This is a genomic window from Actinoplanes palleronii (assembly GCF_016862315.1).
Classification (GTDB): Bacteria; Actinomycetota; Actinomycetes; order Mycobacteriales; family Micromonosporaceae; genus Actinoplanes; species Actinoplanes palleronii.
The window spans coordinates 17,945-44,333 of record NZ_BOMS01000035.1; the positions used below are offsets into that span (position 1 = coordinate 17,945).

Below are 26,389 nucleotides of genomic sequence, written 5' to 3' on the forward strand. Positions count from 1 at the left end.
TACTCGGGGGTTCAGTCAGAACGTGCCATCCATCAAACGTCGCCCGGCGAGTCCCTGAACAGCAGAAAGGCCCGGCTCTCGCCGGGCCTTTCGTCACGCTGAGGGTCAGCGGGTCAGCTTGACCTGCTTGCTCTTGCCGTACGACGCGTTGCCGACCTTGTCGACCGCGGCGTAACCGATGATCAGGTAGCCCTTCTTCGGGGTGGCGATCTTCACCGACCACTTACCGGCCTTGACCGTGGCGTACAGCAGCTTGGACTTGTTCACGCTGCCCTTGACCCACTTCTTGCCGTTGAAGTAGTACTGCGTGGTGCCGCGCACCTGGCCGACCACGATCGCCACCCGGTATGCCCCGGCGCCCTTGTCGGCGGCGGTGCCGCGGACGGTCTTCCAGGACGCGACCCGGTTCGCCTTCGCCGGGGTCGTGACCTTCACGGTCGGGTTCGTGTAGTCGAGCTTGACGTTCACCGAGCCGAGGGCCAGCGGCGACGAGTAACCGGCGCTGTTGAACAGCTCGGCGGTCACCTGGTGCGTGCCGCTGTACGCGAACCGGTGCGACACCGACTTGGTGCCCCGGGCGACCACGCTGTACTTGCCGTCGTCCCAGCCGATCCGGACCTTGGTGGCGCCGGCCGGCACCCCGGCGAGCGACACGCTGACCGGCAGCGTCCCGGACGGCCCGCTCCAGGTGGTGCGGGTGCTGAGCTTGTACGTGCCGGTCACCTTCGCCACGGAGACCTTGCTGACGCCGGCGAACGTGCCGACGGTGTCGCCGTCGAGGTCGTTCAGCGCGACCGAGACCTGGTAAGCCCCGGCCGACCGGTAGTTGTGCCCGGCGGTCAGCTCGTTCGCGGACAGGTAGCTGGTCGTCCCGTCGCCCCAGCTCACGATCTTGCTGAGCAGGCGGTCGTCCTCGTTGTCGGTCAGCGAGGTCTGCGTCACCGTCACGGACTGTCCGGTGTAGACGCTGGTGAAGTTCAGGCGGTACGAGCCCTGGGCGGGCGCGCCAGCGGCGTTCGCGGGCTGCGCGATCAGGCCGGCGGAGAGGGCGGCGCCGAGACCGGCAGCCAGCACAGTGGACAGCCGTCGAGGCTGAGTGAGACGCATGGATCCCCCGGGAGGCGGGCCGAGCGAGTGGTCAGCCCGGCGCGGAAATCGATCAAACCGAGGATCAACATACGCACCGGGCGCAAGCCCGCCTACCGGGTTTTCAGTCAGCTTTTGAGCGTCACCTTCTTGCCGTCCGGCAGATAGGTGTTGCCCACCTTGTCGCGGGCCCCGGTCCAGATGACCAGGGTGCCCTTCGTCGGGGCGGCGGCCGGCTTGAACGACCACGTGCCGCTGGAGCCGGCGCGGACCACGATCGGCTCGGCCTTCTGGACCGAGCCCTTCACCCACTTCTTGCCGTTGAAGTAGTACTGCGTCTTGCCGCGCACCTGACCCAGCCCGATCAGCGCGATGTCCAGGCCGGACGCCTTGTCACCGGCGGTGCCGTGGAGGGTCCGCCAGGACGACGCCTTCGAGGACTTGGCCGGCGTCGTGATCGTCACGAACGGGCGTACCGTGTCCGACTTCACCGCGATGGTGCCGACCGCCAGCGGTGACGAGTCGCCGTTCGTGTCGGCCAGCGTCACGGTCACGGTGCGGGTGCCGGACCCGGAGTAGGTGTGCACGGCCCGGAGGCCGGTCCGGGCGACCTCGCTGGTGCTGCCGTCGCCCCAGCCGATCTTCACGGTGGCCACCGTGGCCGGGACGCCGCTCAGCGTGAGGCCGCTGAGCTGCGTGCCGGCCGGCCCGCTCCAGACCGAGGGGGCCAGGATCTTGTACGTCCCGCCGACCTTCGCCACGGTCACCGTGTCCACGCCGGAGAACGTCCCGGTGCTGTCACCGTCCGTGTCCGTGATCGCGACCTGGACCCGATACGCGCCGGCGGCCGCGTACTGGTGCTTGAGGCTGGTGCCGTCGCCCATCGTGACGGACGTGCCGTCACCCCAGTCGACCTGCCGGTTCTGCACCGAGTCGTCCTCGTTGCCGGAGAGTGAGAGCTGGTTCAGGGTGACCGACTGCCCGGCGAACACGCTCGTGGCGCCGAGTTGGTAGACGCCCTGGGCCGCAGCTCCGGCGGCCTGCGCCGGGTGCACCGCCAGCCCTGCGGAGAGCAGCGCGCCCAGCCCGGAGGCGAACAGTGCGGAGTAGCGGCGAGGTCGGGTGGCGAGCATGGATCTCCCTGACGGGTGGTCGACGAAGTCACCCGAAGATCGGTCAGTCCTCCGGCGGGTTGAGGATCATCTGAGGACCGGTGCCGCGCGTCGCCAGCTGGTCCCGGGGGTTTATCAGGTTGCACCGCTGCAGTGACAGGCAGCCGCACCCGATGCAGCCGGTGAGCTGGTCCCGCAGCCGCTCCATCATCGCGATCCGCTCGTCCAGCCGGTGCCGCCAGCGGCTGGAGAGCCGGGACCAGTCGGCCTTGGTCGGCGTCCGGTTCTCCGGCAGCTCGGCGAGCGCCTCCCGGATCTCTTCGAGGGACACCCCGACCTGCTGGGCGATCTTGATGAACGCGATCCGGCGCAGATCGGCCCGCTCGTAACGCCGCTGATTGCCGCCGGTCCGGGCCGCGTGCAGCAGGCCCTCCCGCTCGTAGTAGCGCAACGCGGACGCCGCCACCCCGCTGCGAGCGGCCATGTCCCCGATGGTCAGGGTCTCCATCCGGTCCCCTTGAGTTGAAGTGCACTTCAAGTTGCAGCCTATCCAACATGACCGTCACGACACTGCGCCGTCTCACCGGCGACCAGAAGCACGCGCCGAGCGCCCACTCCACCCTGGACGTGATCCGGGTGCTCTACGAGCGGGTGCTCCGGATCACCCCGGAGACCGCCGACGATCCGGACCGGGACCGGTTCCTGCTCTCCAAGGGGCACGGGCCGGCCGCGTACTACGCGGTGCTCGCCGACCGCGGCTTCATCCCGGACGGCTGGCTGGACCGGATGGGCGAGTGGCACAGCCGGCTCGGCACCCACCCGGACCGGGTGCTGATCCCCGGCGTCGAGGCCGGCACCGGGTCGCTGGGGCACGGGCTGGGGCTCGCCGTCGGGGTGGCGCTCGGCCTGCGGGCACAGGGATACGCCCAGACGCGCACGTTCGTGCTGCTCGGCGACGCGGAGCTGGACGAGGGGTCGAACCACGAGGCGATCGCGTACGCCGCGGCGATCCAGCTGCCGCTGACCGCCATCGTGATCGACAACCAGTCCGCGACGCACGGGTGGCCCGGCGGGATCCCGGCGCGGTTCCCGGGCTGGTCGGTGTCGATGGTGGACGGGCACGACCACGACGAGATCGAGCACGGCCTGCAGGTCCGCTCCGGCCGGCCGCACCTGGTCGTCGCCGCGGTCGAGACGAAGGGCTGACCGGACATGCGTGAGACGTTCATCGCCACCACCACGGCGCTGCTCGACGAGGATCCGCGGACCGCGCTGGTGCTCGCCGACATCTCCGCCGACGCGTTCGGCCCGGCGCTGCGCCGGCACCCCGATCGGGCCCTCAACGTGGGCATCCGGGAGCAGCTGATGGTCGGCGTGGCCGGTGGGCTGGCGCTCACCGGGATGCGGCCCTACCTGCACTCGTACGCGCCGTTCCTGATCGACCGGGCGTACGAGCAGATCAAGCTGGATCTCGGGCACCAGGACACCGGCGCGGTGCTGGTCAGCATCGGCGGCTCGTACGACGCGGCCGGCGCGGGTTACACGCACCAGTCGCCGGGTGACGTCGCCCTGCTCGACACGCTGGACGGCTGGACCGTGCAGGTGCCCGGACATCGCGACGAGGTGCCGGCCATGCTGCGCGCGGCGGCCCGGCACGATGACCGGGTCTACCTGCGTCTGGTCGAGCAGGAGAACAGCCGGGCGTACCCCGACGCCGGGAAGCTGCGGGTGCTCAAGCGGGGCGGGCCGCTGGTGCTGGCGGTCGGGCCGATGCTCGACCCGGTGCTGGCCGCGACCCGGGACATGGACGTGACGGTGGCGTACACCAACACGCCGCGCCCGCTGGACACCGAAGGACTGCGGCTGCTCACCGAGGCGGAGGTCGTGGTGGTCGAGCCGTACCTGGCCGGCACGTCGGCGCGGCTGGTCAGCGAGGCGCTGAACGGGCTGCCACACCGGTCGCTGCACCTCGGCGTCGGACGGGCCGAGGTCCGCAACTACGGAACGTGGCGGGACCACGCCCGCGTGCACGGCCTCGACGAGGCCGGACTGCGCCGATCGCTGCAGGACTTCCTAGGCACTGGGGCGTAGGAACACGTCGCGCAGGACACCCTCGAAGCGCCACACCGCGGCGGTGTCCGGGAACTTCATCCGGAACCGTTCGCGGACGCCGTCCACCGCGGTGGCGGCGAACTCCAGCGCCGGGCGGCTCAGATCGGGGCGCCAGGTGACGTTGCTGAGGTGGCGCAGGTTCGCGTTCAGGTGCAGCCGGAGCCGGTGCAGCACCGGGGTCTGCTGGATCACCACGAGGCGGCGACGGGTGAGCAGCAACAGGTGGTCGCCGGCGAGGGGCGCCTCCGGCCGCTGACAGTGGGTCACCAGAACGGCGTCGTCGTCGGCATCGACGCAACGCTCCACGATCGGTTGGTGGCGGCTGGGGATGGCGACGCCGGCATCGGTGGCGGCGAGGTGGAACGTACGCGAGATCACGTCCATGACCTCTTAACGGGAGATGAACAGCGCAGGCAGCGGCCTGAGCTGCTGAATAAGGAATTACATCGGCAGGGCTGCCATAGTGTCCCCATGCAGTGGCGAGTCAAGCCGGTCCTGCCGGTCACCAAGCTGATGGGCGCGGTCGCCGTGGTGGTGCTGGCCGTCGCGTTCGCCCCCGGTGACCCGATCCGCTGGGCACTCGCCGCGCTGATCAGTTCCGGACTGGCCCTCTGGGCGCTGCGCGACGTCCTGGTCCCGGTCCGCCTCGCCGCCGACCCCGACGGGATCACCGTGGTCACCGGATTCGCCCGCCGCCGGCGCCTGCCCTGGTCGGCCGTGGAGCGCGTCCGGGTCGATCGCACGGTCCGCCGCGGCCTGCGCAGCGAGCTGCTGGAGATCGACGCCGGCGACGCGATCTACCTGTTCGGCGCCCACGAGCTCGGCGCCCTCCCCGACGACGTCGCCACGGAGCTGTCCGCACTTCAGACATAAAACCCTATTTGGTACGAATAGGGAGCGCTCGTCCGCAGGCTACAAGCCACGTCCCGCCCGTGAGGCCGGCGCGAGGTCGTGGCTACTCCCGACCGTGGCGCGGCTCGGAGTCCCGGCTGGGCCTCAGGGGTGTCTCCGCGCTGCGGAGACACCCCTGAGAGCCAGCCAAAGTCGGGAGGCGCGCCACGGCCGGGAGTGGAAGCGGTCTCGCGCGGGACCATCACGGGACGCGGCTCGTAGCCTGCGGACTGGGAGTCATAGTTCGTACCGGAAAAGGGGCCTGAAGCCACAGCGATCTTGCGGCGGACCGCTACGTCAGGATCTGGTGGGTGCGGAGGATTGCCGTGGCCAGGAGGATGGCGAGGATCAGGGCGCAGCCGATGACCTGCTTGGCGGTGCGGTTCGGGAGTTTCGCGTAGGCCAGGACGAACGCCGCGGCCGCGCCGCCCGCGAGGCCGCCCAGGTGACCCTCGATCGAGATGCCGGGGACGCCGAACGTGAAGAGCAGGTTCGTCACCAGCAGCGGCACCAGCGAGCTGGTGTCCAGCATCAGCCGCCGGTTCACGATGATGATCGCGATGACCAGGCCGAACGTGGCGGTCGAGGCGCCCGCGGCGGCCTGCGCGGCGGGCTGGAAGGTGTAGGCCGCGACGTTGCCGGCGAGGCCGCCGAGCAGGTAGAGCGCGGCGAAGCGGGCCGGGCCGAAGCGCAACTCCAGGTACGACCCGATCTGGTGCAGCAGCGACATGTTCAGCGCCAGGTGCACCACGCCGTAGTGCAGGAACATCGCGGTGACCAGGCGGTACCACTGGCCCTCGGCGATGCCGGCGACGCTGCCGTCGGTGTAGAACGCCCGGCCGATCACCTCGCCGGCGTTGGTGAGCGGAGTGGGCGCGCCCATCAGGTTGAAGAATCCGCCGGCGCCGGCGATCGCACGCGGCCCGCCCACGATCACCGAGGCGATCATGACGAGGACGTTGATCCCGATGATGGTCTTCACGGCGTACCCGGCGCGGCCAGCGGCAAGGCTCCCGCCGAAGGCGTTGAGCGCTCGCCGCTGGTTACGCCGTCCCTCTTTGACGCAGTCCGGGCAGTGGAAGCCGATCGGAGCGTCGTTCATGCAGTTGGTACAGATCGGCTTCTCGCACCGGCTGCAGCGCAGCAGGGTCTCCTGGTTCGGATGCCGATAACACACCGTCGCCGTGGAGGGAGCCTCACTCATGGCACAAAGGTACCGTGAGCGCTCAGGCGCCCTTGGCGCCCGCCCGCTCGATCTCTACCCGCTCGATCACAACGTCCTCGCGCGGCTTGTCGCCGGGACCGGTCGAGGTGGTCGCGATCGAGTCCACGACCTTCGCCGACTGCTCGTCCGCGACCTGGCCGAAGATGGTGTGCCGACGGTTCAGGTGCGGGGTCGCGCCGACCGTGATGAAGAACTGCGAGCCGTTGGTGCCGGGGCCCGCGTTCGCCATCGCCAGCAGGTACGGCCGGTCGAAGGAGAGCTCCGGGTGGAACTCGTCACCGAACTGGAAGCCCGGGCCGCCCCGGCCGGTGCCGGTCGGGTCGCCCATCTGGACCATGAAGCCGCTGATCACGCGGTGCGAGATGGTGCCGTCGTAGTACGGTCCGCTGCCCGGCTGACCGGTGCGCGGGTCCGTGTAAGCCTTCGTGCCCTCGGCGAGTTCGACGAAGTTGCGGACGGTCTGCGGGGCGTGGTCCGGGAACAGCTGGAGCCGGATCGGACCATGGTTGGTGTGCAGGGTGGCGTAAATCGTCTCGGCCACGGGTACTCCCGTCTGCGAAGTTCGGAAAATGTTCTCGTCAGGTCGGATCCTCCCCCATGTGTCTGATCCGGCCGCGCGGGGGTACCCGAGAAGGCAACATGAGCTGGGAACAGACCACAGGAGGTGGCACTGATGTTCGCAACGATGCGCCGTAAGCGCCGGAGTGCGCAGATGCGTGACGAGCTCGGTCAGAGCGTGGATCACTTCAAGCGCGCCGCTTCGCTTGCCGCTCTGGAGACCAGCGCGACCGTCGGCCCCAGGTTCAACGCCGCGGTCGAGCGGGTCCAGCCGGTGGCCGGTAAGGCGAAGGACACGGCGTCGCAGAGCTGGGACAGTGCCCTCGCGGCGCTGACCCCGCTGGTCACGGCCGCGACCGACAACGTCCGGCAGGCCGGCAAGACAACCAAGAAGATCTCCAAAAAGGAGATCAAGGCACAGCGCAAGCGGGCCGAGAAGCTGCAGGCCCGCGCCGAGAGGGCGCTCGGCCGCAAGAAGAGCAACCGCGGCGGCAAGCTCGCCGGGTACGCCCTGCTCGGCACGGCTGTCGGTGTCGGCGCCGCCTGGTACGTCAAGCGTCGCAACCAGGCGCAGTGGGAGGAGTACGACGCGGCGCCCAGCCCGACCACGGTCACCGGCGCGGACGACGCGGCGTTCGAGCCCCTTGAGCCGACCGTCTACACGTCGGCCAACGGCACCTCGGCCGACCCGATCGGCAAGACCGACCCGCTGAAGTAATCCGTCAGTGGTGTCTGCTCAGTGCCGGCGGGCCCGTTCCGGATCCAGGAGCGGGCCGGCCGGCAGCAGCGTCACCAGTTCGGCAGGCACCGGCACCGGGCGTACGTCCGGGTAGCCGAGTGTGACCAGCAACTCCCGGCTCGCCAGTGGATAGGCGCGCCCCTCGTCGGTGACCACCTGGACCGCACCGGTCGGTGACGTCACCACGGCACCGTGGCCGCGGGGCACGTACACCGGGGTACCCGACGGCACCGCCGGGTTCAGCCGCACGCTCGCCGGCCCGTCCGCCGGGCGGGTGACACACGCCCGTACCGGAGGATCCGCGATCGCGGGCACCGGCGGGCTGATCAGATCCGGTCCGGCCGGCACCGCGTCGATCCACGCCGCCGCGACCGGCCAGGCAGTCCCGCGCATCGTGCTGTCCACCCGGAACCGTCGGCCGTCGTGCACCAGGAACGTCCGACCGGCCGGGTCCCGCACCAGCAGCGCCCGGTCGGTGACCGGCGGCCCGTCCGGGGTGAACCCGACCAGCAGCGTGCTCGCGCCGTTCTCGGTGCAGACCGTCCAGGCGCCGCCGAGCAGGTTCCCCGCCGTCGGCAGCGCGTCCGGCGCGTCCGGAATGCCCAGCGTCGCACCCAGTGGAACCTCGGCCAGCCGCGCCGCCGTGACAGTTTTCACACCCGGTCTCGGGCCGGCCGCCAGCAGCAGACCGGACGTGTAGTTGAGCACCGGGTGCAGGCGGCGGTCGGACTCCAGGTAGACGTACCGCGCGCCGGTGCGCCGGTCCAGCAGCACCGCGGACGGGTCGGTGGGCTCGGCGAGTCCTGCGCCGGCTCCGCTGAGCATCCCGTATCCGGCCAGAACGCCGGCGGTGAGCGCGGCGAGCAGCACCCCGGTCAGCGCCACCGCACCGGCACGCCGCAGCGGCGGCCGGCTCGGGTCCGCGTCGTGCGCGATGAGCGCCCCGGTCAGCCGTTCGAGCGCGAACCGCTCCGACGACATCCGGTCATTTTATCGGCTCCGGTCGACCTTTTAGCGCGCCGGACGGCGGGCGGAGGGGCGCTCAGAGCCAGCCGTTGCGCCGGAAAGCGCGGTAGAGCACCACTGTGATCAGCGAGAGGATCGCGACCAGCCCCGGATAGCCGAACCGCCAGGTGGTCTCCGGCATGTAGTCGAAGTTCATCCCGTAGACCCCGGCCGCGGCGGTCCACACGGTGGCGATACCGGCCCAGGCGGCGATCTTGCGCATGTCGTTGTTCTGGTCCACCGTCACCTGGGCCAGGCGCGCCTGCAGGATCGAGTTGAGCAGGTCGTCGTACGACGCGACCTGCTCGACCGTACGGGTCAGGTGGTCCTGCACGTCCCGGAAGTACCGGCGGATCTCCTTGGGCACCACACCCTGGCTCGCGATGATCCCGGAGAGCGGGCGCTGCAGCGGCACCACCGCGCGGCGGAACTCCACGAGCTCCCGCTTGAGCTGGTAGACCTGCTGGATCGGCGCGCTGCGATCGCGGGAGAAGACACCCTCCTCGATCAGGTCCAGGTCCGCCTCGACCTGCTCGGCGACCACGAGGTAGTGGTCGACCACCCGGTCGGTCACCGCGTAGGCCACCGCCCACGGGCCCTGCTGCAGCAACGCCGCGCGCTGCTTCTCCAGGTCGGCGCGCACCGGGGACATCTCCGAGGCGTCACCGTGCCGGACAGTGATCACGAACTTGTCGGCAATGAAGATCATCATCTGGCCGGTCTCGACCACCTGGGAGCTCTCGGTCAGCTCCTGGTGCGGCACGTACCGCGCGGTCCGCAGGACCAGGAAGTGCACCTCGCCGAACTGTTCCAGCTTCGGCCGCTGCTCGGCCTTGACCGCGTCCTCCACGGCCAGCTCGTGCAGCCCGTAGGTGTGCGCGATGTCGGCCATCTCCAGCTCGGACGGCTCGTGCAGGCCGAGCCAGACGAACGCGTCGTCGCGCCGGCGCACCTCGTCGAAGGCCTGGTCCGGGGAGAAGTCACCGGCGATCCGCTCGCCACCGACGTACACCGCGCAGTCGACCACCGAGGTGCCGGGCGTACCCGGTTCGCCGGAGTCCTCAGGTGTCTCGGCGGAGCCGAGGAAGCGGTTCATCGCCCGGGCCGCCCACGCCTTGGACAACGGCCGGCCTCGGCTCCACGCGCCGTTCTCACGGTCGCTCATGCCAACCTCCCCCGGGTGACCCGACAAACCAACCGAGGCTACTTCCTCGGTGCCCGGTCGCGCCGGGAGGGAGTACCGGAGAGCGTGCCGGAAGAGTTACGACCGGGCGGGCCGCCGCTTGTCGGCGGGGGGTCTGACGCGCGGGGCCCACCCGGGCATGCCGTATCAGTTACCCGACCGGCCCGGGTGGAAACCAGCGACTTTCAGCCGCGTACTTCGTCGATGGCCTCGGCGAGCCGCCGGACACCCTCGTCGATCTGCTCGACGGTGACCGCCGAATACGCCAGACGCACCGAGTTGTGGCCGCCCTCGAGCAGGAAGTCGCTGCCCTTGACGATCGCGACGCCCTTCTTCATGGCCGCCGGGAACAGCTTGTCCACGTTGACGTCGGCCGGCAGGTCGACCCAGAGGAAATACCCGCCGTCCGGCTCGGTGAAGGTGGCGCCGGGGATGTGCTTGCGGATCGACTCGGCGAGGCGGGTGGCCCGCTCGCCCAGCGCCGCGCTGACCGTCCGGACCGACTTCTCGATGTCACCGGAGACGCAGAACTGGTGCACGATCGCCTCGGACACCATGCCCGGGGAGATGTAGAGGTTGGTGGCCTTCTTGGCGATCGCGTCGATCAGCGCGGCCGGGCCGACCAGGTAACCGACCCGGACACCGGGGCAGACCGTCTTGGTGAAGCTGGAGGCGTGCACCACCAGGTTGTTCGAGTCCAGCGAGAGCATCGACGGCAGCGGCTCACCGCGGAACCGGATGTCCACGTACGGGTCGTCCTCGAAGATGAGGAACTCGTACTGCTCGGCGAGGGCCAGCAGCGCGTGCCGCTTCTCCTCGGAGAGCGTGAGGCCGGCCGGGTTCTGGTAGTTCGGGATGATGTGCGCCAGCTTCGGGCGGATCCCGGACTCCAGCAGGGCGCGCAGCTCGTCGACGTCGATGCCGTCCGGCCGCAGCGTCACCTGGTGCACGGTGGCGCCGAGGTTCTGCAGGTTGAGCAGGGTGCGGTCGTAGGTGGGCTTCTCCACGATCACGTCGTCGCCGGGCTGCACCAGGTGGCCGAAGAGGAACGCGTCGGCCTGCAGTGAGCCGTTGGTCACGATGACCTGGTCCGGCGACACGCCGTGCTTGTCCGCGATCCACTTGCGCAGCGGGAGATAACCGACGGACGTGCCGTAAGCGGTCACGCCGGCCGGATCGGCGTCGAAGGCGCGGATGGCGGCGGCCTTCAGGCCCTCAACGTCGACGATGTCCAGCGACGGAGCACCACGGGCGAACGAGATGAGCTGCTCAGCGGTCATGGTGCCAGCTTAGAAGCAGCCTCTACCCGTTTTTCCCGGTGGCCCGTCAGTGTCCACCTCTCGGTCGCCCTGCGCGAAGTCCGGGGAAAGGTGAACGGTAGGTATCCTTCCGGGGCACACCTCTCTCTTCGTTGGAAGGATCCACCCCATGATCGGTCTGGTGCTTGCCGCCGGCGCCGGGCGCAGGTTGCGCCCGTACACGGACACGCTGCCGAAGGCGCTCGTCCCGGTGGACGGGGAGACCACGATCATGGATATCTCCCTGCGCAACCTCGCCGCAGCCGGCCTGACCGACGTGACCATCGTCGTCGGGTACTGCGCGAGCGCGGTGGAGGAGCGGGTCGACGCCTTCCAGAAGAAGTACGGCGTGAAGATCTCCCTGGTGCACAACGACAAGGCCGAGGAGTGGAACAACGCCTACTCGCTCTGGCTGGCCCGGGACCACTTCGCCAAGGGCGCGCTGATGGTCAACGGCGACACCGTGCACCCGGTCGCCGTCGAGGAGATCCTGCTCGCCAAGCGCGGGCCGAGCATCCTGCTCGCCATCGACAACGTGAAGAAGCTGGCCGACGAGGAGATGAAGACCGTCTTCAACGCCGACGGCCAGCTCACCAAGATCACGAAGCTGATGGAGCCCGCCGAGGCCTTCGGCGAGTACATCGGCGCCAACATCATCGAGGCGACCGCCGCGGCCGCGCTGGCCGACGCGCTGAAGACGACCTGGGAGCGCAACCCCGACCTGTACTACGAGGACGGCTTCCAGGAGTTCGCGAACCGCGGCGGCGAGGTCCGCGCGGCGACCATCGGCGAGCTGCCCTGGGTCGAGGTCGACAACCACGAGGACCTGGCGAAGGCCCGGGACATCGCATGCCGCTACTAGCTCGTAGCGTCCAGACCCCGCTGCACATCGACGTGCGGCGGGGCGCGGTCGCGGACCTCGGCCGGATCCTCGCGGACGGCCGCATCTCGGCCGGCGGGGACGTGGCCGTGGTGGTCGGTCCCGGGATCGGCGAGCAGATCGTCGACTTGCTGCGCCCGTCACTGCAGTCGGCGAGCGTCTACGTCACCACCGGTGGCACCCTGGACGCCGCCCTGGAGCTGGCCGACAAGCTGCGCTCCGGGCACTTCGACGCGGTGGTCGGCATCGGCGGCGGCAAGACGGTGGACACCGCGAAGTACGCCGCCAGCCGCTGGGGCCTGCCGATGGTCTCGGTCGCCACCAGCCTGGCCAACGACGGCATCGCCTCACCGGTGGCCAGCCTGATCAACGACGGGATCAAGGGCTCGTACGGGGTGCACATCCCGTTCGGCGTCATCGTCGACCTGGACTTCGTGGAGAACGGGCCGGAGCGGGTCAACCGGGCCGGCATCGGCGACGTGATCAGCAACATCAGCGCGCTGGCCGACTGGGAGCTGGGCCGTCAGGTCCGCGGCGAGCCGGTCGACGGGCTGGCCGCCTCGCTGTCCCGGATGGGCGCCGAGGCCGTGCTGAGCATGCCCGGCGACATGTCCGACGACGCGTTCGTCACCGTGCTGGCCGAGGCGCTGATCTCCAGTGGCCTGGCGATGGCGGTCTGCGGCAGCAGCCGGCCGTCCAGCGGTGGTTGTCACGAGATCATGCACGCCATCGACTCGCTCTACCCGGACACCGCCTCGCACGGCGAGCTGGCCGGCCTGGGCGCGCTGTTCTGCACGTTCCTGCGCGGCGACCAGCGCCGGTTCGAGCAGATGGCCGACTGCCTGGCCCGGCACCAGCTGCCGCGTACGCCGGGTGACGTCGGCCTGACCGCCGAGCAGTTCGTGCGGGCCGTCGAGTTCGCCCCCCGGACCCGCCCGGACCGCTACACGATCCTCGAACATCTGGCGATGTCGCCGGACGAGACCCAGCAGAGACTGGACGCGTATGAGCTCGCCGTCGCGGCCCGCTGAGCCCGGGCGGGTGCCCACCGCCGCCGACTACTACGCGGTCAACCGGGGTGGTGGCCTGTTCAGCGAGGCGATCAGCCAGCGGATCGGCTCCCGGCTCTCGGTCTTCGCGTTCAAGAACAAGCTCAGCCCGACCGTGATGACCGTCGGCAACCTGGGCATCGGCTGCCTCACCTCGTTCGTGGTGATCGCGGCGGCCGGCCCGGTCGCCGACGGCAGCGGGTTCGGCTGGCTGGTCGGCCTGATCGCGCTGGTCGGCTGGCAGCTGGCGTACGCGTTCGACTGCTCCGACGGCCAGCTGGCCCGGGTGACCGGCCAGACCAGCGCGGCCGGCGGGCGGCTCGACGTGCTCTGCGACGTGGCCGTGCAGTCCGCCCTGGTCGCCGCGCTGGCCTCGGTCGCCAAGGCGCAGGAGCCGGACACCCCGGCGTGGCTGCTCGCCGCGTTCGCGGCCACCTGGATGGTCAACCTGGTCACCTCGGTGATGCAGCACGGCGATCAGGCGTCCAGCATGCTGAGCAGCACGTCGTTGCCGGTCCGGGCGGTCAAGCTGGTCCGGGACTACGGCGCGGTGATCGCGCTGGCCGGGGTGCTGCTGACCGTGGCGCCGCAGTGGACCGTGTGGTTCGTCGCGCTGTTCACCCTGATCAACGCGGGCTTCCTGGCCGCGAGCATCGCCTTCACCGGCCGCACCGCCCTGCGAGGCTAAAACCCCCGAGCGTGTGAAGTTTCGGTGCGTTCCGCACCGAAACTTCACACACAACCCCGCTGCCCGCCGAGCGTGGGGAGTTTGGGCGCGGAGCGCACCAAAAGTTCACACGCAACCGCGCTGTCCGCCGAGCGTGGGGAGTTTGGGCGCGGAGCGCACCGAAAGTTCACACACAACCCCGCTGCCCGCTTCACGTGCGAGCTGCGGCCATCCCGGCGTAGATGTCGATCAGGCGCTTGGTCAGCACGTCCGGGTGGAAGTGCCGCAGATACCGCTCCCGCGCGCCCACCGCCATCGCCATCGCACCGGCCCGCGCCACCGGCAGCGCCGCGGCGAGCGCGGAGACCTCCGGCGCCGCCAGCCACCCGGCCGCCTCCGGACCGTCCCCGATCAGGTACGGCACCCCGCCCACGGCGGTGCCGAGCACCGGCCGCCCGGACGCCATCGCCTCGAGGATCACCGTCGGCAGCACGTCCTCCCAGGTCGGCACGGCCACCACTACGGCCGCCGCCTGCCGGGCCGCGGTCATCCCGGCCCGGTCCAGCGGACCGAGATAGGTCACGTCGCTCCGGTCCGCGGCGGCCTGCTCGGCCAGATGCCGCAACTCACCGTCGCCGGCGATCCGCAGCGGGCCGAGCGACCCGTCCGGGTGCTGCCGCCAGGCCTCCAGCAGCAGGCCGAGGCCCTTCTCCGCGGAGAGCCGGGCGCCGTAGAGGAAACCGTCGCCGAGCGGGTCCGGCTGTCCCGGGTCGGGCAGGCCGTTCGGCTTGATCACGATGCGCTCGGCCGGGATGCCGTAGCTGATCAGGTGCGCGGCGATCTTGTCGGTGAGCGCGATGTAGCGGTCCACCGAGCGCCAGGTCGGCCGGTGCACGGCCAGCGTGGTCGCCATGATCGCGCTCTGTGCCGCCGAGCCGCGGTAGCACTTGTTCGTGATCGCCGGCCAGCCGAGCACCTTGCCGCGGCAGTCGTGGCAGTTGTGCCCGTCCCGGAAGTACAGCCCGGACGAGCAGACCTGCCGGTAGTTGTGCACGGTCTGCACCACCGGGACCTGGTACCGGTGGGCGGTCCGGATCACTCGGGGCGACAGGAGCGGGTACGGGTTGTGCAGGTGCAGGACATCCGGTCGCTCGGTCTCGATCAGCGCGGCGAGATCGCGCTGCGCGGTGACCCCGAGCATCGGCGAGACCGGCAGCAGCGCCTTCTGCGCCACCGACATCCCCTCGATCGAGTCGGAGCTCCGCTGGAAAGGGACGACTGACAAGCCCGCTGCACGCAGCTGCTCGATCTCAGTGTCGACGATGACGTTCTCCCCGGAGGGAATCGCCTCGCGATACCGGTTGTGTGCTACCACCACCTTCACGCTCGCAAACGCTACCGTGAGGGTGTGCCCGAACTCCCCGAGGTCGAGGCGCTCGCTGCCTACCTGCGTGAGCGTGCGGTCGGCCACACCGTGCAGCGCTTCGAGGTCTCCTCGTTCAGCGCGTTGAAGACGTATGAGCCGGCGCCCTCGGCGCTGGCCGGTCTGCCGATCGTTTCCGCCGGTCGGCACGGCAAGTTCCTGGACATCGGCATCGGGCCCGAGGTGCACCTGGTGGTGCACCTGGCCCGGGCCGGCTGGCTGCACTACCGCGACGCGTTCAAGTCGCCGGCCCCGCTCAAGCCGGGCAGCGGACCGATCGCGATCCGGCTGCGGCTCGACGACGGGTCCGGTTTCGACCTGACCGAGGCCGGGACGCAGAAGTCGCTGGCGGCGTACCTGGTCCGCGACCCGGCGACCGAGGTGCCCGGCGTGGCCCGGCTCGGTCCGGACGCCCTGGCGGTCAGCCGCGACGAGTTCGCCGCCCGGCTGAAACTGCGCAACGGCCAGGTCAAGGGGGTGCTCGTCGACCAGGAGGTGCTGGCCGGGATCGGCAACGCGTATTCCGACGAGATCCTGCACGTGGCGAAGATGTCGCCCTTCGCACTCACCCAGAAGCTCACCGACGAGCAGATCACCACGTTGTACGAAGCGATGCGCGAAGTGGAGACCGACGCCGTGCAACGCTCCGTCGGCCAGCGTGCCGCCGAGCTCAAGGGCGAGAAACGGGCCGGTATGCGGGTGCACGCCCGCACCGGTCTACCGTGTCCGGTTTGCGGGGACACCGTGCGCGAGGTCTCGTTCGCCGACAAGAGCCTGCAATATTGCGCTACCTGTCAGACCGGCGGAAAACCGCTCGCGGATCGTCGCCTGTCCAAGTTGGTGCGGTGAAGACCGCGACCGTTCGATTACGCACCGCGACGGTAAGGATTGCTATCACAACGTCACCTTCTCTCCGGCCGATCCATCGGTATAGTGGCCCGGTCCCTGGGAACCGTTGGTACGCGAACGGGTATCCGCGGACCTGCCGACCGTCCCGAGGTCGTGGCGGTGCGTAATCTTTTTCCGGATGCGGGAGGACGTAGGCGAAGTGACGACTAGCCTGCACCGCCCAACGACCGACAGCAGCCGGAGTAAACCCGTGGGGTACGACAGCTTCGAGTGGCCGGCACAACAGCAGCCACCGAGCAACGGGGTCCCGCGTTCCGCGTGGACCCGCCAGCACCGCCGGATCTCCCGGTGGCATCGGCCGTACACCGCGGTCCTGATCGTCCTGGACCTGCTCTCCACCCTCGCGGCCAGCATGATCGCCGACGCCTTCATCGAGAAGTCGAAGAGCGGCTTCCTCGACAAGAGCTGGTGGTTCCTGCAGGGAACGGACCTGTTCGGCTTCTTCGCCTACCTCGTCCTGCCGCTCGGCTGGGTCTTCCTGCTCTGGACCAGCGGCAGCTACGACCGCCGCTACCTGGGTCTGGGCAGCGAGGAGTTCAAGCGGGTGGTGCGCACCTCGGTCACCGTGGTCGCCGCCGTCTCGCTGCTCTCGTTCGCCACCAAGACCGACCTGTCCCGCGCCACGGTCGGCCTGGTGTCGCTGAGCTCGCTGCTGCTGATCCTGTTCGGCCGGGTCTTCGCCCGGCAGGTGCTGCACATCTCCCGGCGGCGCACCGGCCACGGCGCGCACCGGATGATCCTGGTCGGCACGCTGCCCGAGGCGCTCGAGGTCTACACCGCGGTCACCCGTAGCCCGGCCGCCGGCCTGATCCCGGTCGCCATCCACATCACCGACGGCTACGCGGCGGCCCGCGGCATCGAGACCCCGGTCCCGGTCTTCGCCGGCCGTGACGTGCTCGCCCTGGTCCGTGAGTTCAGCGCGGACACCCTCGCGGTCTGCGGTTCGGCCAGCGCCGAACCCGGCGAGCTGCGCCGGCTGGCCTGGCAGCTCGAGGGCACCGGCGTCGACCTGGTGGTCGCCCCGCAGCTCACCGACATCGCCGGCCCGCGCGTGCACATCCGCCCGATCGAGGGCCTGCCGCTGCTGCACGTCGAGGAGCCCACCCTCTCCGGCCCCGGCTGGCTGATCAAAAACCTGCTCGACCGGGTGGTGGCCGGCCTCGGCCTGCTGCTGATCAGCCCGATCCTGGGGCTGATCGCGCTCGGCATCCGGCTCTCCGACCCGGGCCCGGTCTTCTTCCGGCAGACCCGCGTCGGGCACGACGGCCGCACGTTCAAGGTCTGGAAGTTCCGGACCATGTACATCGACGCCGAGGAACGCAAGGCCACGCTCGAGGAACTCAACGAGTCCGACGGCATGATGTTCAAGATGAAGGAAGACCCCCGGATCTTCCCGTTCGGCAGCAAGCTGCGCGCGACCTCGCTGGACGAGCTGCCCCAGCTGGTCAACGTCCTCAAGGGCGAGATGTCGCTGGTCGGCCCGCGCCCGCTGCCCGCCGACGACGGCGACTACCTGGGCGACGTCCGCCGCCGTCTGCTGGTCCGCCCGGGCATCACCGGCCTGTGGCAGGTGTCCGGCCGCTCGGACCTGTCCTGGGACGAGGCGGTCCGCCTGGACCTGTACTACGTCGACAACTGGTCGCTGACCTACGACCTGAGCATCCTGTGGCGCACGATCTGGGTGGTCCTCCGCCGCAAGGGCGCCTACTAAAACCCAGGTTGAGCTGCACCAACGTGGTTCCCGGAAATAGTTGAAAAAAGTTCGGCCCAGGTGTCACCCGGCGTCGCACGGATCCGCGTCTATCCGTGCGTCAGTCCACTGGGAACGAACGGGGAACACCGAAATGCGCATCACCACGCCTCGCCTCATGATCGCCACCGCCGCTCTCGGCGCGCTGCTGCTGACCGGTTGCAGCAAGGGCGGCCAGACCGACGCCGCGGCGACCACGCCGGCCTCGACCGCCCCGATCGCGACGGCGTCGGCCGCGGCCCCGGCGGCCTCCGCCGCGGTCACCGCTTCGGCCTCGGCGGCTGCGCCGGCCACCGACGCGGAAGCGCCGACCACCCCCGTGGTGAACAGCACGATCGGTGGCACGTTCTTCTACTACGACACTGACAACAACCGGTACGTCGCGGTCCGCGACGGCAAGTCGACCACCATCCTGCGTGGCGCGGACGTCTACTACATCCACCCCAGCATCTCCCCGGACGGCAGCAAGATCGCCTGGGTCGCGGCTAAGGACCGGCGGGTGTGGGTGGCCGGCACCGACGGCACCGGCGCCCGCAACCTGGGCTTCCCCGTCAACGAGATGGCGATGAGCCTCACCTGGACCGCGGACAGCAAGAGCGTGATCACCGCGGAGGCCTGGAAGGCGAGTGCGCCGCTCTACTTCAGCACGATCCGGGTCTCCGACGGCAAGGCCACCCAGCTGCCGAGCGCGCTCCAGTCGGGCCTGCACTACCGGATGACCCCGGACGGCAAGCGCTACTTCTTCCTCGCGGACAAGGGTGTCATCTACTCCGCCAAGGTCGACGGCACCGGCAAGGTCAAGACCCCGGTGGTCGGCGACCCGAACTCGGCCGCCAACCCGCAGCAGCTGCAGGGCATCGACATCATCAGCAGCGACCGGACCGGCAGCCGGATCACCGCGAACGTCCTCACCACGTTCGAGCGGGAGAACCCGAAGGGCAGCCCGAACGCCAACATGCTGATCGACACGGCGACCGGCAAGGTCATCCCGGTGCCGGTCAAGGGCGCGATCCGGCAGCTGCTGCTGAAGGCCGACGGCACCCTTCTGGTCCGCAGCGGCTCCGCCACCAGCAGCACGCTGACCCTGTTCGACGCGGGCCTCAAGGTGCTCTCCACCAAGAAGGAGGCGGCTGCCACCACCGGGCTGATCCTGATCGACTACCGTCGCTGACCCCGCTGCCGGGGCAGAGCCGTCACTCAATATGATCTCCGCGGTGGCCTGAACGGAAAGCGACGTTCAGACCACCGCAGAGCGACGGAATCCTGAACCAGCGATCGGACAACTCGATGGCCCGCCCCGACGACAGCTTCTCGGAATTCGTCCGGGCCAGAACCCACTCGCTGCTCCGTTCGGCCTTTCTCCTCACCGGCGACCAGCACCTCGCCGAAGATCTGGTCCAGGAGGCCCTGGCCCGCACACATCGGGCGTGGGGCCGGTTGGAACGGGAGGGCAATGCCGAGGCGTACGCCCGCAAGGTCATGTACCACGCGCAGGTGTCCTTCTGGCGACGCCCTAAGGTGGCCGAAGTCTTTCCCGGCGACCTTCCCGATCGTTCCGGTAGCACCGGTGACCAGGCCGAAGTCACGGCACAGCGGCTCGTGCTCCGGCGCGCGCTGCTCACCCTGAGCCCGAAACAGCGAGCAGTGATCATCTTGCGGTACTTCGAGGACCACACCGAGGTCGAGGCGGCCGACCTGATGGGCGTCTCGGTGAACACCGTCAAGACCCAGTGCGCGCGCGGGCTGGCCAAGCTTCGTACCCTGGTCGCTGATCTGCGGATCCTGGAGCCGCAACGATGACTGACCCGATGAAGAGCAACGACCTGAAGGACGGCCTCGGCGAGCTCGCCGAGGCGGTCCACGACGTCGACATGTACAACCGGGCGCTGAACCGGTCCCGGCGGATCGGCCGCAACCAGACCCTCGTCCGGGGCGGGTCGATGCTGGCCGTGGCCGGTCTGGCCGGCGCCGTCCTCTGGCAGTTCCCGCGCACGCCGGACACCGGCCCGCCGCCGACGGTCGCGGCGTCCACGACCGTGTCGCCCTCCGTGGCGCCGAGTGTCGCGCTGAGCCAGTCCGCGCCGGCGCCGCACTCGTCGGCGGCGTCGCCGGCGAGCCACCAGCCGAGTGCGAGCACCACCACCCAGAACACACCGACCGTGGCCGTGCCGCAGTCCCGGAAGCTGGCCGACCTGCCCGGCAAGGTCTTCTACCGCTCCTACGACGGCACGGTGGTCCGGCTCGACGGCGGGAAACAGCAGAGCTGGCCGACCGCGGACGACGCGTCGGTCGCGATCTCCCCGGACGGCTCCCGGATCGCCTACGTCGCCGACGGCCAGGTGCACGTGGTCGGCGAGCCGGCCCCGGTCTACGACGGCACGGTGACCACCTCGGCGCAGACGCCGGCCTGGTCGCCGGACGGGACGAAACTGCTGGTGGCAGCGCCTCGGCCGGGTGTGCTGACGGTCGCCGACGGTACGTTCAGCGCGCTGCCGAAGAGCCTGACCGGCCAGCATTTCCGGTGGTCCGGGAACGGCGCGAAACTGGTCTACGGCAGCACGTCGTCGTGCCGGCTGAAAACCGTTGCCGACGGCGGCGCCACCGGGACGACCGTGCCGGTGCTGGGTGATCCGAGCAACGGCACGAACCCCACCCAGATCGGCGCCTGCTGGGTCTACAGCGTCGACCGGACCGGTTCCCGGGCGGCCGTGGCGATCCAGAGCCTCACCGGGAGCGACGGCACGCCGGACGGGGCCGACGCCGTGGTGGACACCGCCACCGGTGAGGTGGTCGCCATCCCGGTGACCGGCTCGGTGAGCGGCGTGTTCTTCGATGTGGACGGTGCCATGCTGGTCCGCACCGATCAGGGGTCCGGCAAGAGGGTGCTCTCGGTCTTCGCCCCGGACGGCGCCCTCCTGGTGCAGGCCACCGAGCCCGCGAAACTCGGCTCGTCGACCCTGGTGGGCTACACCGGCTGACCGCAGGCATGGCGCATGCGGGCCGGAACCGTCAGGATCGTGCCGTGGCCGGACAGATCGGTAGTGTGCTGGCGGTTCTCGCCGTGCTGGCGGCGCTGGCCGCCGCCGTCGTGGCCGTGCTGCGGCTGCGGGCCCGGCGCGGGATCGCCACCACCATGCAGCGCGCCACCTACGACGTGCTGCACACCGCGTCGCTGGCCGCCGAGCCGCTGCGGGCCGGGCTGACCCCGGCCACCGCGGCCAAGGCCGTCCGGCATCTGCGCACCCTGGTGGGCGCGGTCGGCCTCAGCCTGGACGACGGCGAGAAATGCCTGGCGTACGACGGTCGCGGCGGCCACCACTCGGAGCAGCTGACCGCCGCCGCGCAGCGGGCCCTGACCGGCCGGCGTTCGATCGTGCTGACCGCTTCCGATCTGCCCTGCGACCGGGTCGACTGCGTGGTCCGCGGCGCGGTGGTGGCCCCGCTGTCCGGACCGGACGGCGCGGCGGTGGGCGCCCTGGTCGCGGTCGCCGACGACCATCCGGCACCGGGCCTGGTGCAGGCCACCCTGGAGGCGGCTCGCTGGGCCGGCTCCCAGGTCGCACTCGCCGAGCTGGAGTCGTCCCGCGAGCGGCTGGCCCGGGCCGAGGTGCGTGCGCTGCGCGCGCAAATCAGCCCGCACTTCATCTACAACGCGCTGACCGCGATCGCCTCGTTCATCCGCACCGACCCGGAGCGCGCCCGCGAGCTGATCCTGGAGTTCGCCGAGTTCACCAGGTACTCGTTCCGCACCCACGGCGAGTTCACCACGCTCGCCGAGGAGCTGCGCTCGATCGACCGCTACCTGACCATCGAGCGGGCCCGGTTCGGCGACCGCCTGCAGGTCCGGTTGCTGATCGCGCCGGAGGTGCTGCCGGTCGGCCTGCCGTTCCTCTGCCTGCAGCCGCTGGTGGAGAACGCGGTCCGGCACGGGCTGTCCCGCAAACCCGGCGTCGGTATGGTGAGCATCGAAGCTCGTGATGCCGGCGCCGAATGCCACATCACGGTCGAGGACGACGGTGTCGGCATGGATCCGTCGGTCTTCGGCCTGGAAAGTTCCGACAACGACGACGGCCAGCACGTCGGCCTGGTCAATGTGGACGAACGCCTCCGGTCGGTCTTCGGCGACCATCACGGGCTGGTCGTCGAGACCGCCCCCGGCGCGGGGACGAAGGTGAGCATGCGAGTGCCGAAGTTCCATCCCCAGGTGCGGGCATGACCCTCGTCGTGCTCGCCGTCGACGACGAGCCACCGGCCCTGGACGAGCTGGCCTACCTGCTGAACGCGGACGGCCGGGTGGCGTACGTGCACCGGGCCGGCGACGCCACCGAGGCGTTGCGGGTGCTCCGGGACACCGAGGTGGACGCGGTCTTCCTGGACATCCGGATGCCCGGCCTGGACGGCATGGAACTGGCCCGGATCCTGCGCCGCTTCGCGCATCCCCCGGCGATCGTCTTCGTCACCGCGTACGACGACGGCGCGGTGGACGCCTTCGACCTGGGTGTCACCGACTACGTCCGCAAGCCGGTCCGGGCCGAACGCCTGGGCGAGTCGCTGCGCCGGGTAGCCGGGCTGCGCTCCACCCCGATGCCGGCGGCCGGCTCTGCCGGTGCCGGCGTCGACGAGCAGGCCATCCCGGTCGAGCTGGCCGGCACCACCCGGATGCTGCCGCGGTCCTTGGTCCGCTGGGTGGAGGCGCAGGGCGACTACGCCCGGCTGCACACCGCGGACGCCTCCCACCTGGTCCGGGTCTCACTCGCCACGCTCGCCGAGAGCTGGGCGAACGCCGGTTTCGCCCGGATCCACCGCTCCTACCTGGTGCAGTTGCGCCTGGTCACCGAGCTGCGGCTGACCGGTTCCGGCTATGTGGTGGCGGTCGACGGGGTGGAGCTGCCGGTCAGCCGACGGCACACCCGGGAGCTGAAGGACCGCCTGATCCGGGCCGCCAAGCACGACTGGACCCGCTAATCCACACGCTTATCCACAACCCCACCGAGTTCTCCACAGAGTTATCCACAGGCAGCCGGGGATAACTCATCTCCACAGTTCGTTCACAACTCCACCTCCAGCCCTCCTTCAGCGGTTTATAAGCTGCTGACCACGCGGGCGGCCGGTGAGTCACGGGGGCGCACCGGCCGCGGCCGCGGCGATCGGTGAGGGAGTGCAGGCGTGGAGACGACGACCGAGCGGCGAGTTCTCGTCGTCGAGGACGAGCGGGCCATCGCCGACGCGGTGGCGGCCCGGCTGCGCGCCGAGGGCTTCCTGGTGCAGGTCGTCGGGGACGGGCCGAGCGCGGTCGAGGCCGCCCGGCACACCCCGCCGGACGTGATCGTCCTCGACATCATGCTGCCCGGCTTCGACGGTCTCGAGGTCTGCCGCCGGATCCAGGCCGAACGTCCGGTCCCGGTGCTGATGCTGACCGCCCGTGGCGACGAGACCGACCTGCTGGTCGGCCTCGCGGTCGGCGCCGACGACTACATGGCCAAGCCGTTCTCGATGCGCGAGCTGGCCGCCCGGGTGCACGCCCTGCTGCGCCGGGTCAACAAGACCGCGGCGATCCCGAAGCCCGGCCCGCCCACGCTGCGGTTCGGCGACCTGGAGATCAATCAGGCGGAGCGCCGGGTGCTCCGGGGCGGTGCCGAGAAGCACCTCACCCCGACCGAGTTCGACCTGCTCGTGCACCTGGCCCGGACGCCGCGCACGGTGCTGCCCCGGGAACGGCTGATGGCCGAGGTGTGGGGCTGGGCGGACGCCTCCGGCACCCGTACCGTCGACAGCCACATCAAGGGCCTGCGCCGCAAGCTGGGCGCGGACCTGATCCGCACGGTGCACGGCGTCGGGTACGCGTTGGAAGTCGACCGATGATCGGCCGGGTGATGCAGGTCGTGCACGACGTGGCGGCCCACCTGTTCCGCTGGCTGCCCCGCCCGCTCGACCCGGTCCGTTCGATCAAGGCGAAGCTCTCGCTGGCGCTGGGCTTCGCCGGCGGCATCGGCCTGCTGGTCTTCCTGTGGAGCATCGACTTCTACCGGGTCGACGTGCTCTGGATCGGCATCGCGGCCGCTCTCGGGCTGGCCACGCTGCAGGTGATGGCGCACGGTGCGACGATTCCGCTGCGCGAGATGACGGTCGCGGCCGGCGCCATGGCCCGCGGCGACTACACCCGCCGGATCCGGACCCGGTCACAGGACGAGGTCGGCGAGCTGGCCCAGGCCTTCAACCAGATGGCCGCCGACCTGGAGGCCGCCGACCGGCAGCGCCGCGAGCTGATCGCGAACGTCTCGCACGAGCTGCGTACGCCGATCACCGCCCTCCGCGGCCTGCTGGAGAACATCGTCGACGGGGTGGCCGACACCGACCCGCAGACCATGCACACCGCGCTGAGCCAGACCGAACGGCTCAGCCGCCTGGTCGCCGACCTGCTCGACCTGTCCCGTTTGGACGCCGGTGTGGTGCCGATGCGCCGTGAACTGATCAACGTGCCGGAGTTCCTGGACGAGGTGGTCCGGGAGGCGAAGGTCAACGCCGACGGCATCGGGCAGGACGTCCGGTTCGAGGTGTCCGCGCCGGCGCTGGTGCTGCCCGCCGACCGCGAGCGACTGCACCAGGTGTTCGCGAACCTGCTGGACAACGCGACCCGGCACAGCCCGCCCGGCGGCCTGGTCACGCTGCGCGCCGAGCGCCGCGACGAGCAGGTGCTGTTCGCGGTCGCCGACCAAGGTGCCGGCATCCCGGCGGCAGATCGGGAACGGGTCTTCGAACGCTTCACCCGGGGCGAGCGGCCGACCGGCGGCGGCACCGGGTTGGGCCTGGCCATCGCCCGCTGGGTGGTGCAGCTCCACAACGGAACGATCGCCGTGGTCGAGCCGACCGAGCGCCGCGGCTGCCACATCCACGTACGTCTCCCCCTCTAAAAGACGAGGTTTCGCCATGTCCACGGCACCGCCTGCTCAAAATACGGAACAATTCTTCGCAAAAGGCCAGTTGCACGGCCCGTGGCCGGACGTTTCCACCTGGGGCCGGATGATGCCCGGACCGGGCGCACCGGCCTCGGCGAGCACGATCGTCGCGGTGCTCGCCGCCACCGTGGTCGCCGCGGTGTCCCTGCCGCTGGACCAGCCCGGCCTCGGCTGGCTGATCACCGCGCTGGCCGGTGGGATCGCGCTGCTGGTGGCCCGGCCGGCGACCAGCGCGGTGCCGCCACTGGTGATCCGCCCGGCCCGGCGCCGGCGCGGGGACCAGCTGTTCTGGGGTGTCGCCACCATCGCGCTGCTCGGGGTCGGCACGTTCCGGGCGGCCGGCTGGCTGTTCGCGCTCTGCCTGCTCACCGCGACGCTGACGTTCGCGCTGGCGATCGGTGCGGGACGGTCGATCAGGGCGATGCTCACCACGTACCTGATGGCTCCCCGCGCGATCCTGCGGTCCTTGCCCTGGCTGGTGCGCGGCCTGGCGCGGATGCGCCGGACCGGCAACGGCCCGGCGCCGATCCGGATCATCGCCACCCTGGCCGTCTCGGTGGTCCTGCTGACCGTTTTCGGTCTGCTCTTCGCCTCGGCCGACCCGACGTTCGCCCGGCTCTTCGACACGATCCTGCCGGACCTGCGGGTGGACGGCATGTTCCGCTGGATCTTCATCTGCTGCCTGGCCGCCCCGGTGTTCGGCGGCGCCGCCTTCCTGCTCGCCGCCCCGCCCGACCTGACCGAGCTCGACCACACCGAGGGCCGCAAAGTGAGCCGCCTGGAGTGGGCCGTGCCGCTGAGCCTGCTGACCCTGCTCTTCGCGGCGTTCGTCGTGGTCCAGCTGGTGCCGCTGTTCGGCGGGGACCGGCACGTGCGGACCACTGCCGGTCTCACCTACGCCGAGTACGCCCGCGGCGGCTTCTGGCAGCTCTGCTTCGTCACCGGGCTGACCCTGCTGGTGCTGGCCGGCGCGGCCCGCTGGGCGCCCCGGGAGGCACCCGCCGACCGGACCGTGTTCCGCGCCGTGCTGGGCCCGCTGACCGGGCTCACCCTGCTCATCGTGGCCTCGGCGCTGATCCGGATGCAGGCCTACATCGACATCTACGGCCTGACCCGGCTGCGCCTGCTGGTCGCCTGCTGCGAGGTGTGGTTCGGGGTGGTCCTGATCCTGGTGCTGCTGGCCGGGATCCGGATCCGCGCGCCGTGGCTGCCCCGGGTGGCGATCGCGACCGGCGTGCTGGCCCTGCTCGGCCTCGCGGTGGCGAACCCGGACCTGATGATCGCCCGTAACCAGGTGGACGCGCCGGTCGGACGGATCGACGTGGCCTACCTGTCCGACCTGTCCCCGGACGCGGTCCCGGCGGTGATCGAGTTGTCCGACGCCCGGGACCGCAGTTGCGTGCTCTACCACCTCGGCCTGACCATCGCCGACAGCGACTGGCAGGCCTGGAACCTCGGCCGGTCGACGGCCATGGACCTGATCGGCAACGGCGCCTACCCGATGGACCCGGATGGATGCGCGGCGCTGACGCGGTCCGGGGCTTGA

The 26,389-nt window shown here is 70.4% G+C and carries 27 protein-coding genes; 17 read left to right on the top strand and 10 right to left on the bottom strand.

Features of this window, described 5'->3' with window-relative positions; all coding sequences use genetic code 11:
• Positions 1-105: 105 nt before the first annotated feature.
• The 3 genes from Apa02nite_RS12835 to soxR all read right to left on the bottom strand — a co-directional run bounded on the left by Apa02nite_RS12835 (position 106) and on the right by soxR (position 2,706).
• On the bottom strand, positions 106-1,107 hold the full coding sequence (locus tag Apa02nite_RS12835) for a hypothetical protein (protein ID WP_203825234.1): 1,002 nt from the start codon (positions 1,105-1,107) through the stop codon (positions 106-108).
• 107 nt (positions 1,108-1,214) lie between these two features.
• Positions 1,215-2,219: a PKD domain-containing protein gene (locus Apa02nite_RS12840; RefSeq protein ID WP_203825235.1), complete on the bottom strand. Its 1,005-nt coding sequence runs from the start codon at positions 2,217-2,219 to the stop codon at positions 1,215-1,217.
• 43 nt (positions 2,220-2,262) lie between these two features.
• On the bottom strand, positions 2,263-2,706 hold the full coding sequence (soxR, locus tag Apa02nite_RS12845) for a redox-sensitive transcriptional activator SoxR (protein WP_067690473.1): 444 nt from the start codon (positions 2,704-2,706) through the stop codon (positions 2,263-2,265).
• Between the two features lie 47 nt (positions 2,707-2,753).
• Between soxR and Apa02nite_RS12850 the strand changes: the two genes are divergently transcribed.
• A complete protein-coding gene (locus Apa02nite_RS12850) occupies positions 2,754-3,404 on the top strand; it encodes a thiamine pyrophosphate-binding protein (protein ID WP_203825236.1) in 651 nt (216 codons plus the stop codon).
• A 6-nt stretch (positions 3,405-3,410) separates the two neighbouring features.
• Positions 3,411-4,289 carry a transketolase family protein gene (locus Apa02nite_RS12855; RefSeq protein WP_067690468.1) on the top strand — a complete coding sequence of 293 codons (879 nt, stop codon included), beginning with the start codon at positions 3,411-3,413 and terminating at the stop codon, positions 4,287-4,289.
• Here Apa02nite_RS12855 and Apa02nite_RS12860 read toward each other — a convergent pair.
• Complete coding sequence (locus Apa02nite_RS12860; protein ID WP_067690465.1) at positions 4,272-4,694, bottom strand: hypothetical protein; 423 nt, start codon at positions 4,692-4,694, stop codon at positions 4,272-4,274. The genes Apa02nite_RS12855 and Apa02nite_RS12860 overlap by 18 nt on opposite strands.
• An 87-nt stretch (positions 4,695-4,781) precedes the next feature.
• On the opposite strand from Apa02nite_RS12860, the gene Apa02nite_RS12865 reads away from it, so the two are divergent.
• Positions 4,782-5,183 carry a PH domain-containing protein gene (locus Apa02nite_RS12865; RefSeq protein WP_203825237.1) on the top strand — a complete coding sequence of 134 codons (402 nt, stop codon included), beginning with the start codon at positions 4,782-4,784 and terminating at the stop codon, positions 5,181-5,183.
• Between the two features lie 310 nt (positions 5,184-5,493).
• Here the strand turns inward: Apa02nite_RS12865 and Apa02nite_RS12870 are convergent, their stop codons facing one another.
• Both Apa02nite_RS12870 and Apa02nite_RS12875 read right to left on the bottom strand, forming a co-directional pair.
• Positions 5,494-6,405 (bottom strand): rhomboid family intramembrane serine protease, encoded by a 912-nt coding sequence (locus Apa02nite_RS12870; RefSeq protein WP_067690460.1) that lies wholly within the window; start codon positions 6,403-6,405, stop codon positions 5,494-5,496.
• A 22-nt stretch (positions 6,406-6,427) separates the two neighbouring features.
• Positions 6,428-6,967, bottom strand: a complete 540-nt coding sequence (locus Apa02nite_RS12875; protein WP_067690458.1) for a peptidylprolyl isomerase — start codon at positions 6,965-6,967, stop codon at positions 6,428-6,430.
• A 132-nt stretch (positions 6,968-7,099) separates the two neighbouring features.
• On the opposite strand from Apa02nite_RS12875, the gene Apa02nite_RS12880 reads away from it, so the two are divergent.
• Positions 7,100-7,702 carry a hypothetical protein gene (locus Apa02nite_RS12880; RefSeq protein ID WP_239164285.1) on the top strand — a complete coding sequence of 201 codons (603 nt, stop codon included), beginning with the start codon at positions 7,100-7,102 and terminating at the stop codon, positions 7,700-7,702.
• Between the two features lie 18 nt (positions 7,703-7,720).
• Here the strand turns inward: Apa02nite_RS12880 and Apa02nite_RS12885 are convergent, their stop codons facing one another.
• From Apa02nite_RS12885 to Apa02nite_RS12895, 3 genes are all read right to left on the bottom strand, one after another.
• Positions 7,721-8,704, bottom strand: coding sequence for a type VII secretion protein EccB (locus Apa02nite_RS12885; RefSeq protein ID WP_203825238.1), 984 nt, complete (start codon positions 8,702-8,704; stop codon positions 7,721-7,723).
• A 61-nt stretch (positions 8,705-8,765) separates the two neighbouring features.
• Positions 8,766-9,893, bottom strand: a complete 1,128-nt coding sequence (locus Apa02nite_RS12890; protein ID WP_203825239.1) for a magnesium and cobalt transport protein CorA — start codon at positions 9,891-9,893, stop codon at positions 8,766-8,768.
• A 203-nt stretch (positions 9,894-10,096) separates the two neighbouring features.
• The gene (locus Apa02nite_RS12895; RefSeq protein WP_067690449.1) at positions 10,097-11,191 is read right to left on the bottom strand and encodes an aminotransferase-like domain-containing protein; all 1,095 of its coding nucleotides are present in this window, start codon (positions 11,189-11,191) and stop codon (positions 10,097-10,099) included.
• A gap of 148 nt (positions 11,192-11,339) precedes the next feature.
• On the opposite strand from Apa02nite_RS12895, the gene Apa02nite_RS12900 reads away from it, so the two are divergent.
• The 3 genes from Apa02nite_RS12900 to Apa02nite_RS12910 are packed head-to-tail and all read left to right on the top strand — an operon-like array spanning position 11,340 to position 13,826.
• Entirely contained in the window at positions 11,340-12,071 is a 732-nt protein-coding gene (locus tag Apa02nite_RS12900) for a phosphocholine cytidylyltransferase family protein (RefSeq protein ID WP_203825240.1), read from the top strand.
• Positions 12,059-13,120 carry an iron-containing alcohol dehydrogenase family protein gene (locus tag Apa02nite_RS12905; RefSeq protein ID WP_067690443.1) on the top strand — a complete coding sequence of 354 codons (1,062 nt, stop codon included), beginning with the start codon at positions 12,059-12,061 and terminating at the stop codon, positions 13,118-13,120. The genes Apa02nite_RS12900 and Apa02nite_RS12905 overlap by 13 nt, the downstream gene beginning before the upstream one ends.
• Complete coding sequence (locus Apa02nite_RS12910) at positions 13,095-13,826, top strand: CDP-alcohol phosphatidyltransferase family protein (RefSeq protein ID WP_203825241.1); 732 nt, start codon at positions 13,095-13,097, stop codon at positions 13,824-13,826. The genes Apa02nite_RS12905 and Apa02nite_RS12910 overlap by 26 nt, the downstream gene beginning before the upstream one ends.
• Before the next feature lie 190 nt (positions 13,827-14,016).
• Here Apa02nite_RS12910 and Apa02nite_RS12915 read toward each other — a convergent pair whose 3' ends face one another.
• Complete coding sequence (locus Apa02nite_RS12915) at positions 14,017-15,189, bottom strand: glycosyltransferase family 4 protein (RefSeq protein WP_203825242.1); 1,173 nt, start codon at positions 15,187-15,189, stop codon at positions 14,017-14,019.
• Between the two features lie 24 nt (positions 15,190-15,213).
• Between Apa02nite_RS12915 and Apa02nite_RS12920 the strand changes: the two genes are divergently transcribed.
• From Apa02nite_RS12920 to Apa02nite_RS12965, 10 genes are all read left to right on the top strand, one after another.
• Positions 15,214-16,077 carry an Fpg/Nei family DNA glycosylase gene (locus Apa02nite_RS12920; RefSeq protein ID WP_067690430.1) on the top strand — a complete coding sequence of 288 codons (864 nt, stop codon included), beginning with the start codon at positions 15,214-15,216 and terminating at the stop codon, positions 16,075-16,077.
• A 178-nt stretch (positions 16,078-16,255) separates the two neighbouring features.
• Entirely contained in the window at positions 16,256-17,848 is a 1,593-nt protein-coding gene (locus Apa02nite_RS12925) for a sugar transferase (protein ID WP_067690427.1), read from the top strand.
• Between the two features lie 133 nt (positions 17,849-17,981).
• The gene (locus tag Apa02nite_RS12930) at positions 17,982-19,058 is read left to right on the top strand and encodes a TolB family protein (protein WP_203825243.1); all 1,077 of its coding nucleotides are present in this window, start codon (positions 17,982-17,984) and stop codon (positions 19,056-19,058) included.
• Positions 19,059-19,174: 116 nt separating this feature from the next.
• Positions 19,175-19,687 (top strand): SigE family RNA polymerase sigma factor, encoded by a 513-nt coding sequence (locus Apa02nite_RS12935; RefSeq protein WP_203825244.1) that lies wholly within the window; start codon positions 19,175-19,177, stop codon positions 19,685-19,687.
• Positions 19,684-20,865 carry a PD40 domain-containing protein gene (locus tag Apa02nite_RS12940; protein WP_203825245.1) on the top strand — a complete coding sequence of 394 codons (1,182 nt, stop codon included), beginning with the start codon at positions 19,684-19,686 and terminating at the stop codon, positions 20,863-20,865. Before Apa02nite_RS12935 ends, Apa02nite_RS12940 begins: the two co-directional genes overlap by 4 nt.
• Positions 20,866-20,909: 44 nt before the next feature.
• Positions 20,910-22,103 (top strand): sensor histidine kinase, encoded by a 1,194-nt coding sequence (locus Apa02nite_RS12945; RefSeq protein WP_203825246.1) that lies wholly within the window; start codon positions 20,910-20,912, stop codon positions 22,101-22,103.
• Positions 22,100-22,852 carry a LytR/AlgR family response regulator transcription factor gene (locus Apa02nite_RS12950; RefSeq protein WP_203825247.1) on the top strand — a complete coding sequence of 251 codons (753 nt, stop codon included), beginning with the start codon at positions 22,100-22,102 and terminating at the stop codon, positions 22,850-22,852. The genes Apa02nite_RS12945 and Apa02nite_RS12950 overlap by 4 nt, the downstream gene beginning before the upstream one ends.
• Before the next feature lie 201 nt (positions 22,853-23,053).
• On the top strand, positions 23,054-23,749 hold the full coding sequence (locus tag Apa02nite_RS12955) for a response regulator transcription factor (RefSeq protein ID WP_067690417.1): 696 nt from the start codon (positions 23,054-23,056) through the stop codon (positions 23,747-23,749).
• An 11-nt stretch (positions 23,750-23,760) separates the two neighbouring features.
• A complete protein-coding gene (locus tag Apa02nite_RS12960; RefSeq protein ID WP_067690942.1) occupies positions 23,761-24,798 on the top strand; it encodes a HAMP domain-containing sensor histidine kinase in 1,038 nt (345 codons plus the stop codon).
• Between the two features lie 16 nt (positions 24,799-24,814).
• On the top strand, positions 24,815-26,389 hold the full coding sequence (locus tag Apa02nite_RS12965) for a DUF4153 domain-containing protein (RefSeq protein ID WP_203825248.1): 1,575 nt from the start codon (positions 24,815-24,817) through the stop codon (positions 26,387-26,389).

Bases quoted from the DNA above. Each gene is read 5' to 3' on its own strand.
- Apa02nite_RS12835 (WP_203825234.1), bottom strand. From the start codon at position 1,107: ATGCGTCTCACTCAGCCTCGACGGCTGTCCACTGTGCTGGCTGCCGGT.
- Apa02nite_RS12840 (WP_203825235.1), bottom strand. From the start codon at position 2,219: ATGCTCGCCACCCGACCTCGCCGCTACTCCGCACTGTTCGCCTCCGGG.
- soxR (WP_067690473.1), bottom strand. From the start codon at position 2,706: ATGGAGACCCTGACCATCGGGGACATGGCCGCTCGCAGCGGGGTGGCG.
- Apa02nite_RS12850 (WP_203825236.1), top strand. From the start codon at position 2,754: ATGACCGTCACGACACTGCGCCGTCTCACCGGCGACCAGAAGCACGCG.
- Apa02nite_RS12855 (WP_067690468.1), top strand. From the start codon at position 3,411: ATGCGTGAGACGTTCATCGCCACCACCACGGCGCTGCTCGACGAGGAT.
- Apa02nite_RS12860 (WP_067690465.1), bottom strand. From the start codon at position 4,694: ATGGACGTGATCTCGCGTACGTTCCACCTCGCCGCCACCGATGCCGGC.
- Apa02nite_RS12865 (WP_203825237.1), top strand. From the start codon at position 4,782: ATGCAGTGGCGAGTCAAGCCGGTCCTGCCGGTCACCAAGCTGATGGGC.
- Apa02nite_RS12870 (WP_067690460.1), bottom strand. From the start codon at position 6,405: ATGAGTGAGGCTCCCTCCACGGCGACGGTGTGTTATCGGCATCCGAAC.
- Apa02nite_RS12880 (WP_239164285.1), top strand. From the start codon at position 7,100: ATGTTCGCAACGATGCGCCGTAAGCGCCGGAGTGCGCAGATGCGTGAC.
- Apa02nite_RS12885 (WP_203825238.1), bottom strand. From the start codon at position 8,704: ATGTCGTCGGAGCGGTTCGCGCTCGAACGGCTGACCGGGGCGCTCATC.
- Apa02nite_RS12890 (WP_203825239.1), bottom strand. From the start codon at position 9,893: ATGAGCGACCGTGAGAACGGCGCGTGGAGCCGAGGCCGGCCGTTGTCC.
- Apa02nite_RS12895 (WP_067690449.1), bottom strand. From the start codon at position 11,191: ATGACCGCTGAGCAGCTCATCTCGTTCGCCCGTGGTGCTCCGTCGCTG.
- Apa02nite_RS12900 (WP_203825240.1), top strand. From the start codon at position 11,340: ATGATCGGTCTGGTGCTTGCCGCCGGCGCCGGGCGCAGGTTGCGCCCG.
- Apa02nite_RS12905 (WP_067690443.1), top strand. From the start codon at position 12,059: ATGCCGCTACTAGCTCGTAGCGTCCAGACCCCGCTGCACATCGACGTG.
- Apa02nite_RS12910 (WP_203825241.1), top strand. From the start codon at position 13,095: ATGAGCTCGCCGTCGCGGCCCGCTGAGCCCGGGCGGGTGCCCACCGCC.
- Apa02nite_RS12925 (WP_067690427.1), top strand. From the start codon at position 16,256: ATGCGGGAGGACGTAGGCGAAGTGACGACTAGCCTGCACCGCCCAACG.
- Apa02nite_RS12930 (WP_203825243.1), top strand. From the start codon at position 17,982: ATGCGCATCACCACGCCTCGCCTCATGATCGCCACCGCCGCTCTCGGC.
- Apa02nite_RS12935 (WP_203825244.1), top strand. From the start codon at position 19,175: ATGGCCCGCCCCGACGACAGCTTCTCGGAATTCGTCCGGGCCAGAACC.
- Apa02nite_RS12940 (WP_203825245.1), top strand. From the start codon at position 19,684: ATGACTGACCCGATGAAGAGCAACGACCTGAAGGACGGCCTCGGCGAG.
- Apa02nite_RS12950 (WP_203825247.1), top strand. From the start codon at position 22,100: ATGACCCTCGTCGTGCTCGCCGTCGACGACGAGCCACCGGCCCTGGAC.
- Apa02nite_RS12960 (WP_067690942.1), top strand. From the start codon at position 23,761: ATGCAGGTCGTGCACGACGTGGCGGCCCACCTGTTCCGCTGGCTGCCC.
- Apa02nite_RS12965 (WP_203825248.1), top strand. From the start codon at position 24,815: ATGTCCACGGCACCGCCTGCTCAAAATACGGAACAATTCTTCGCAAAA.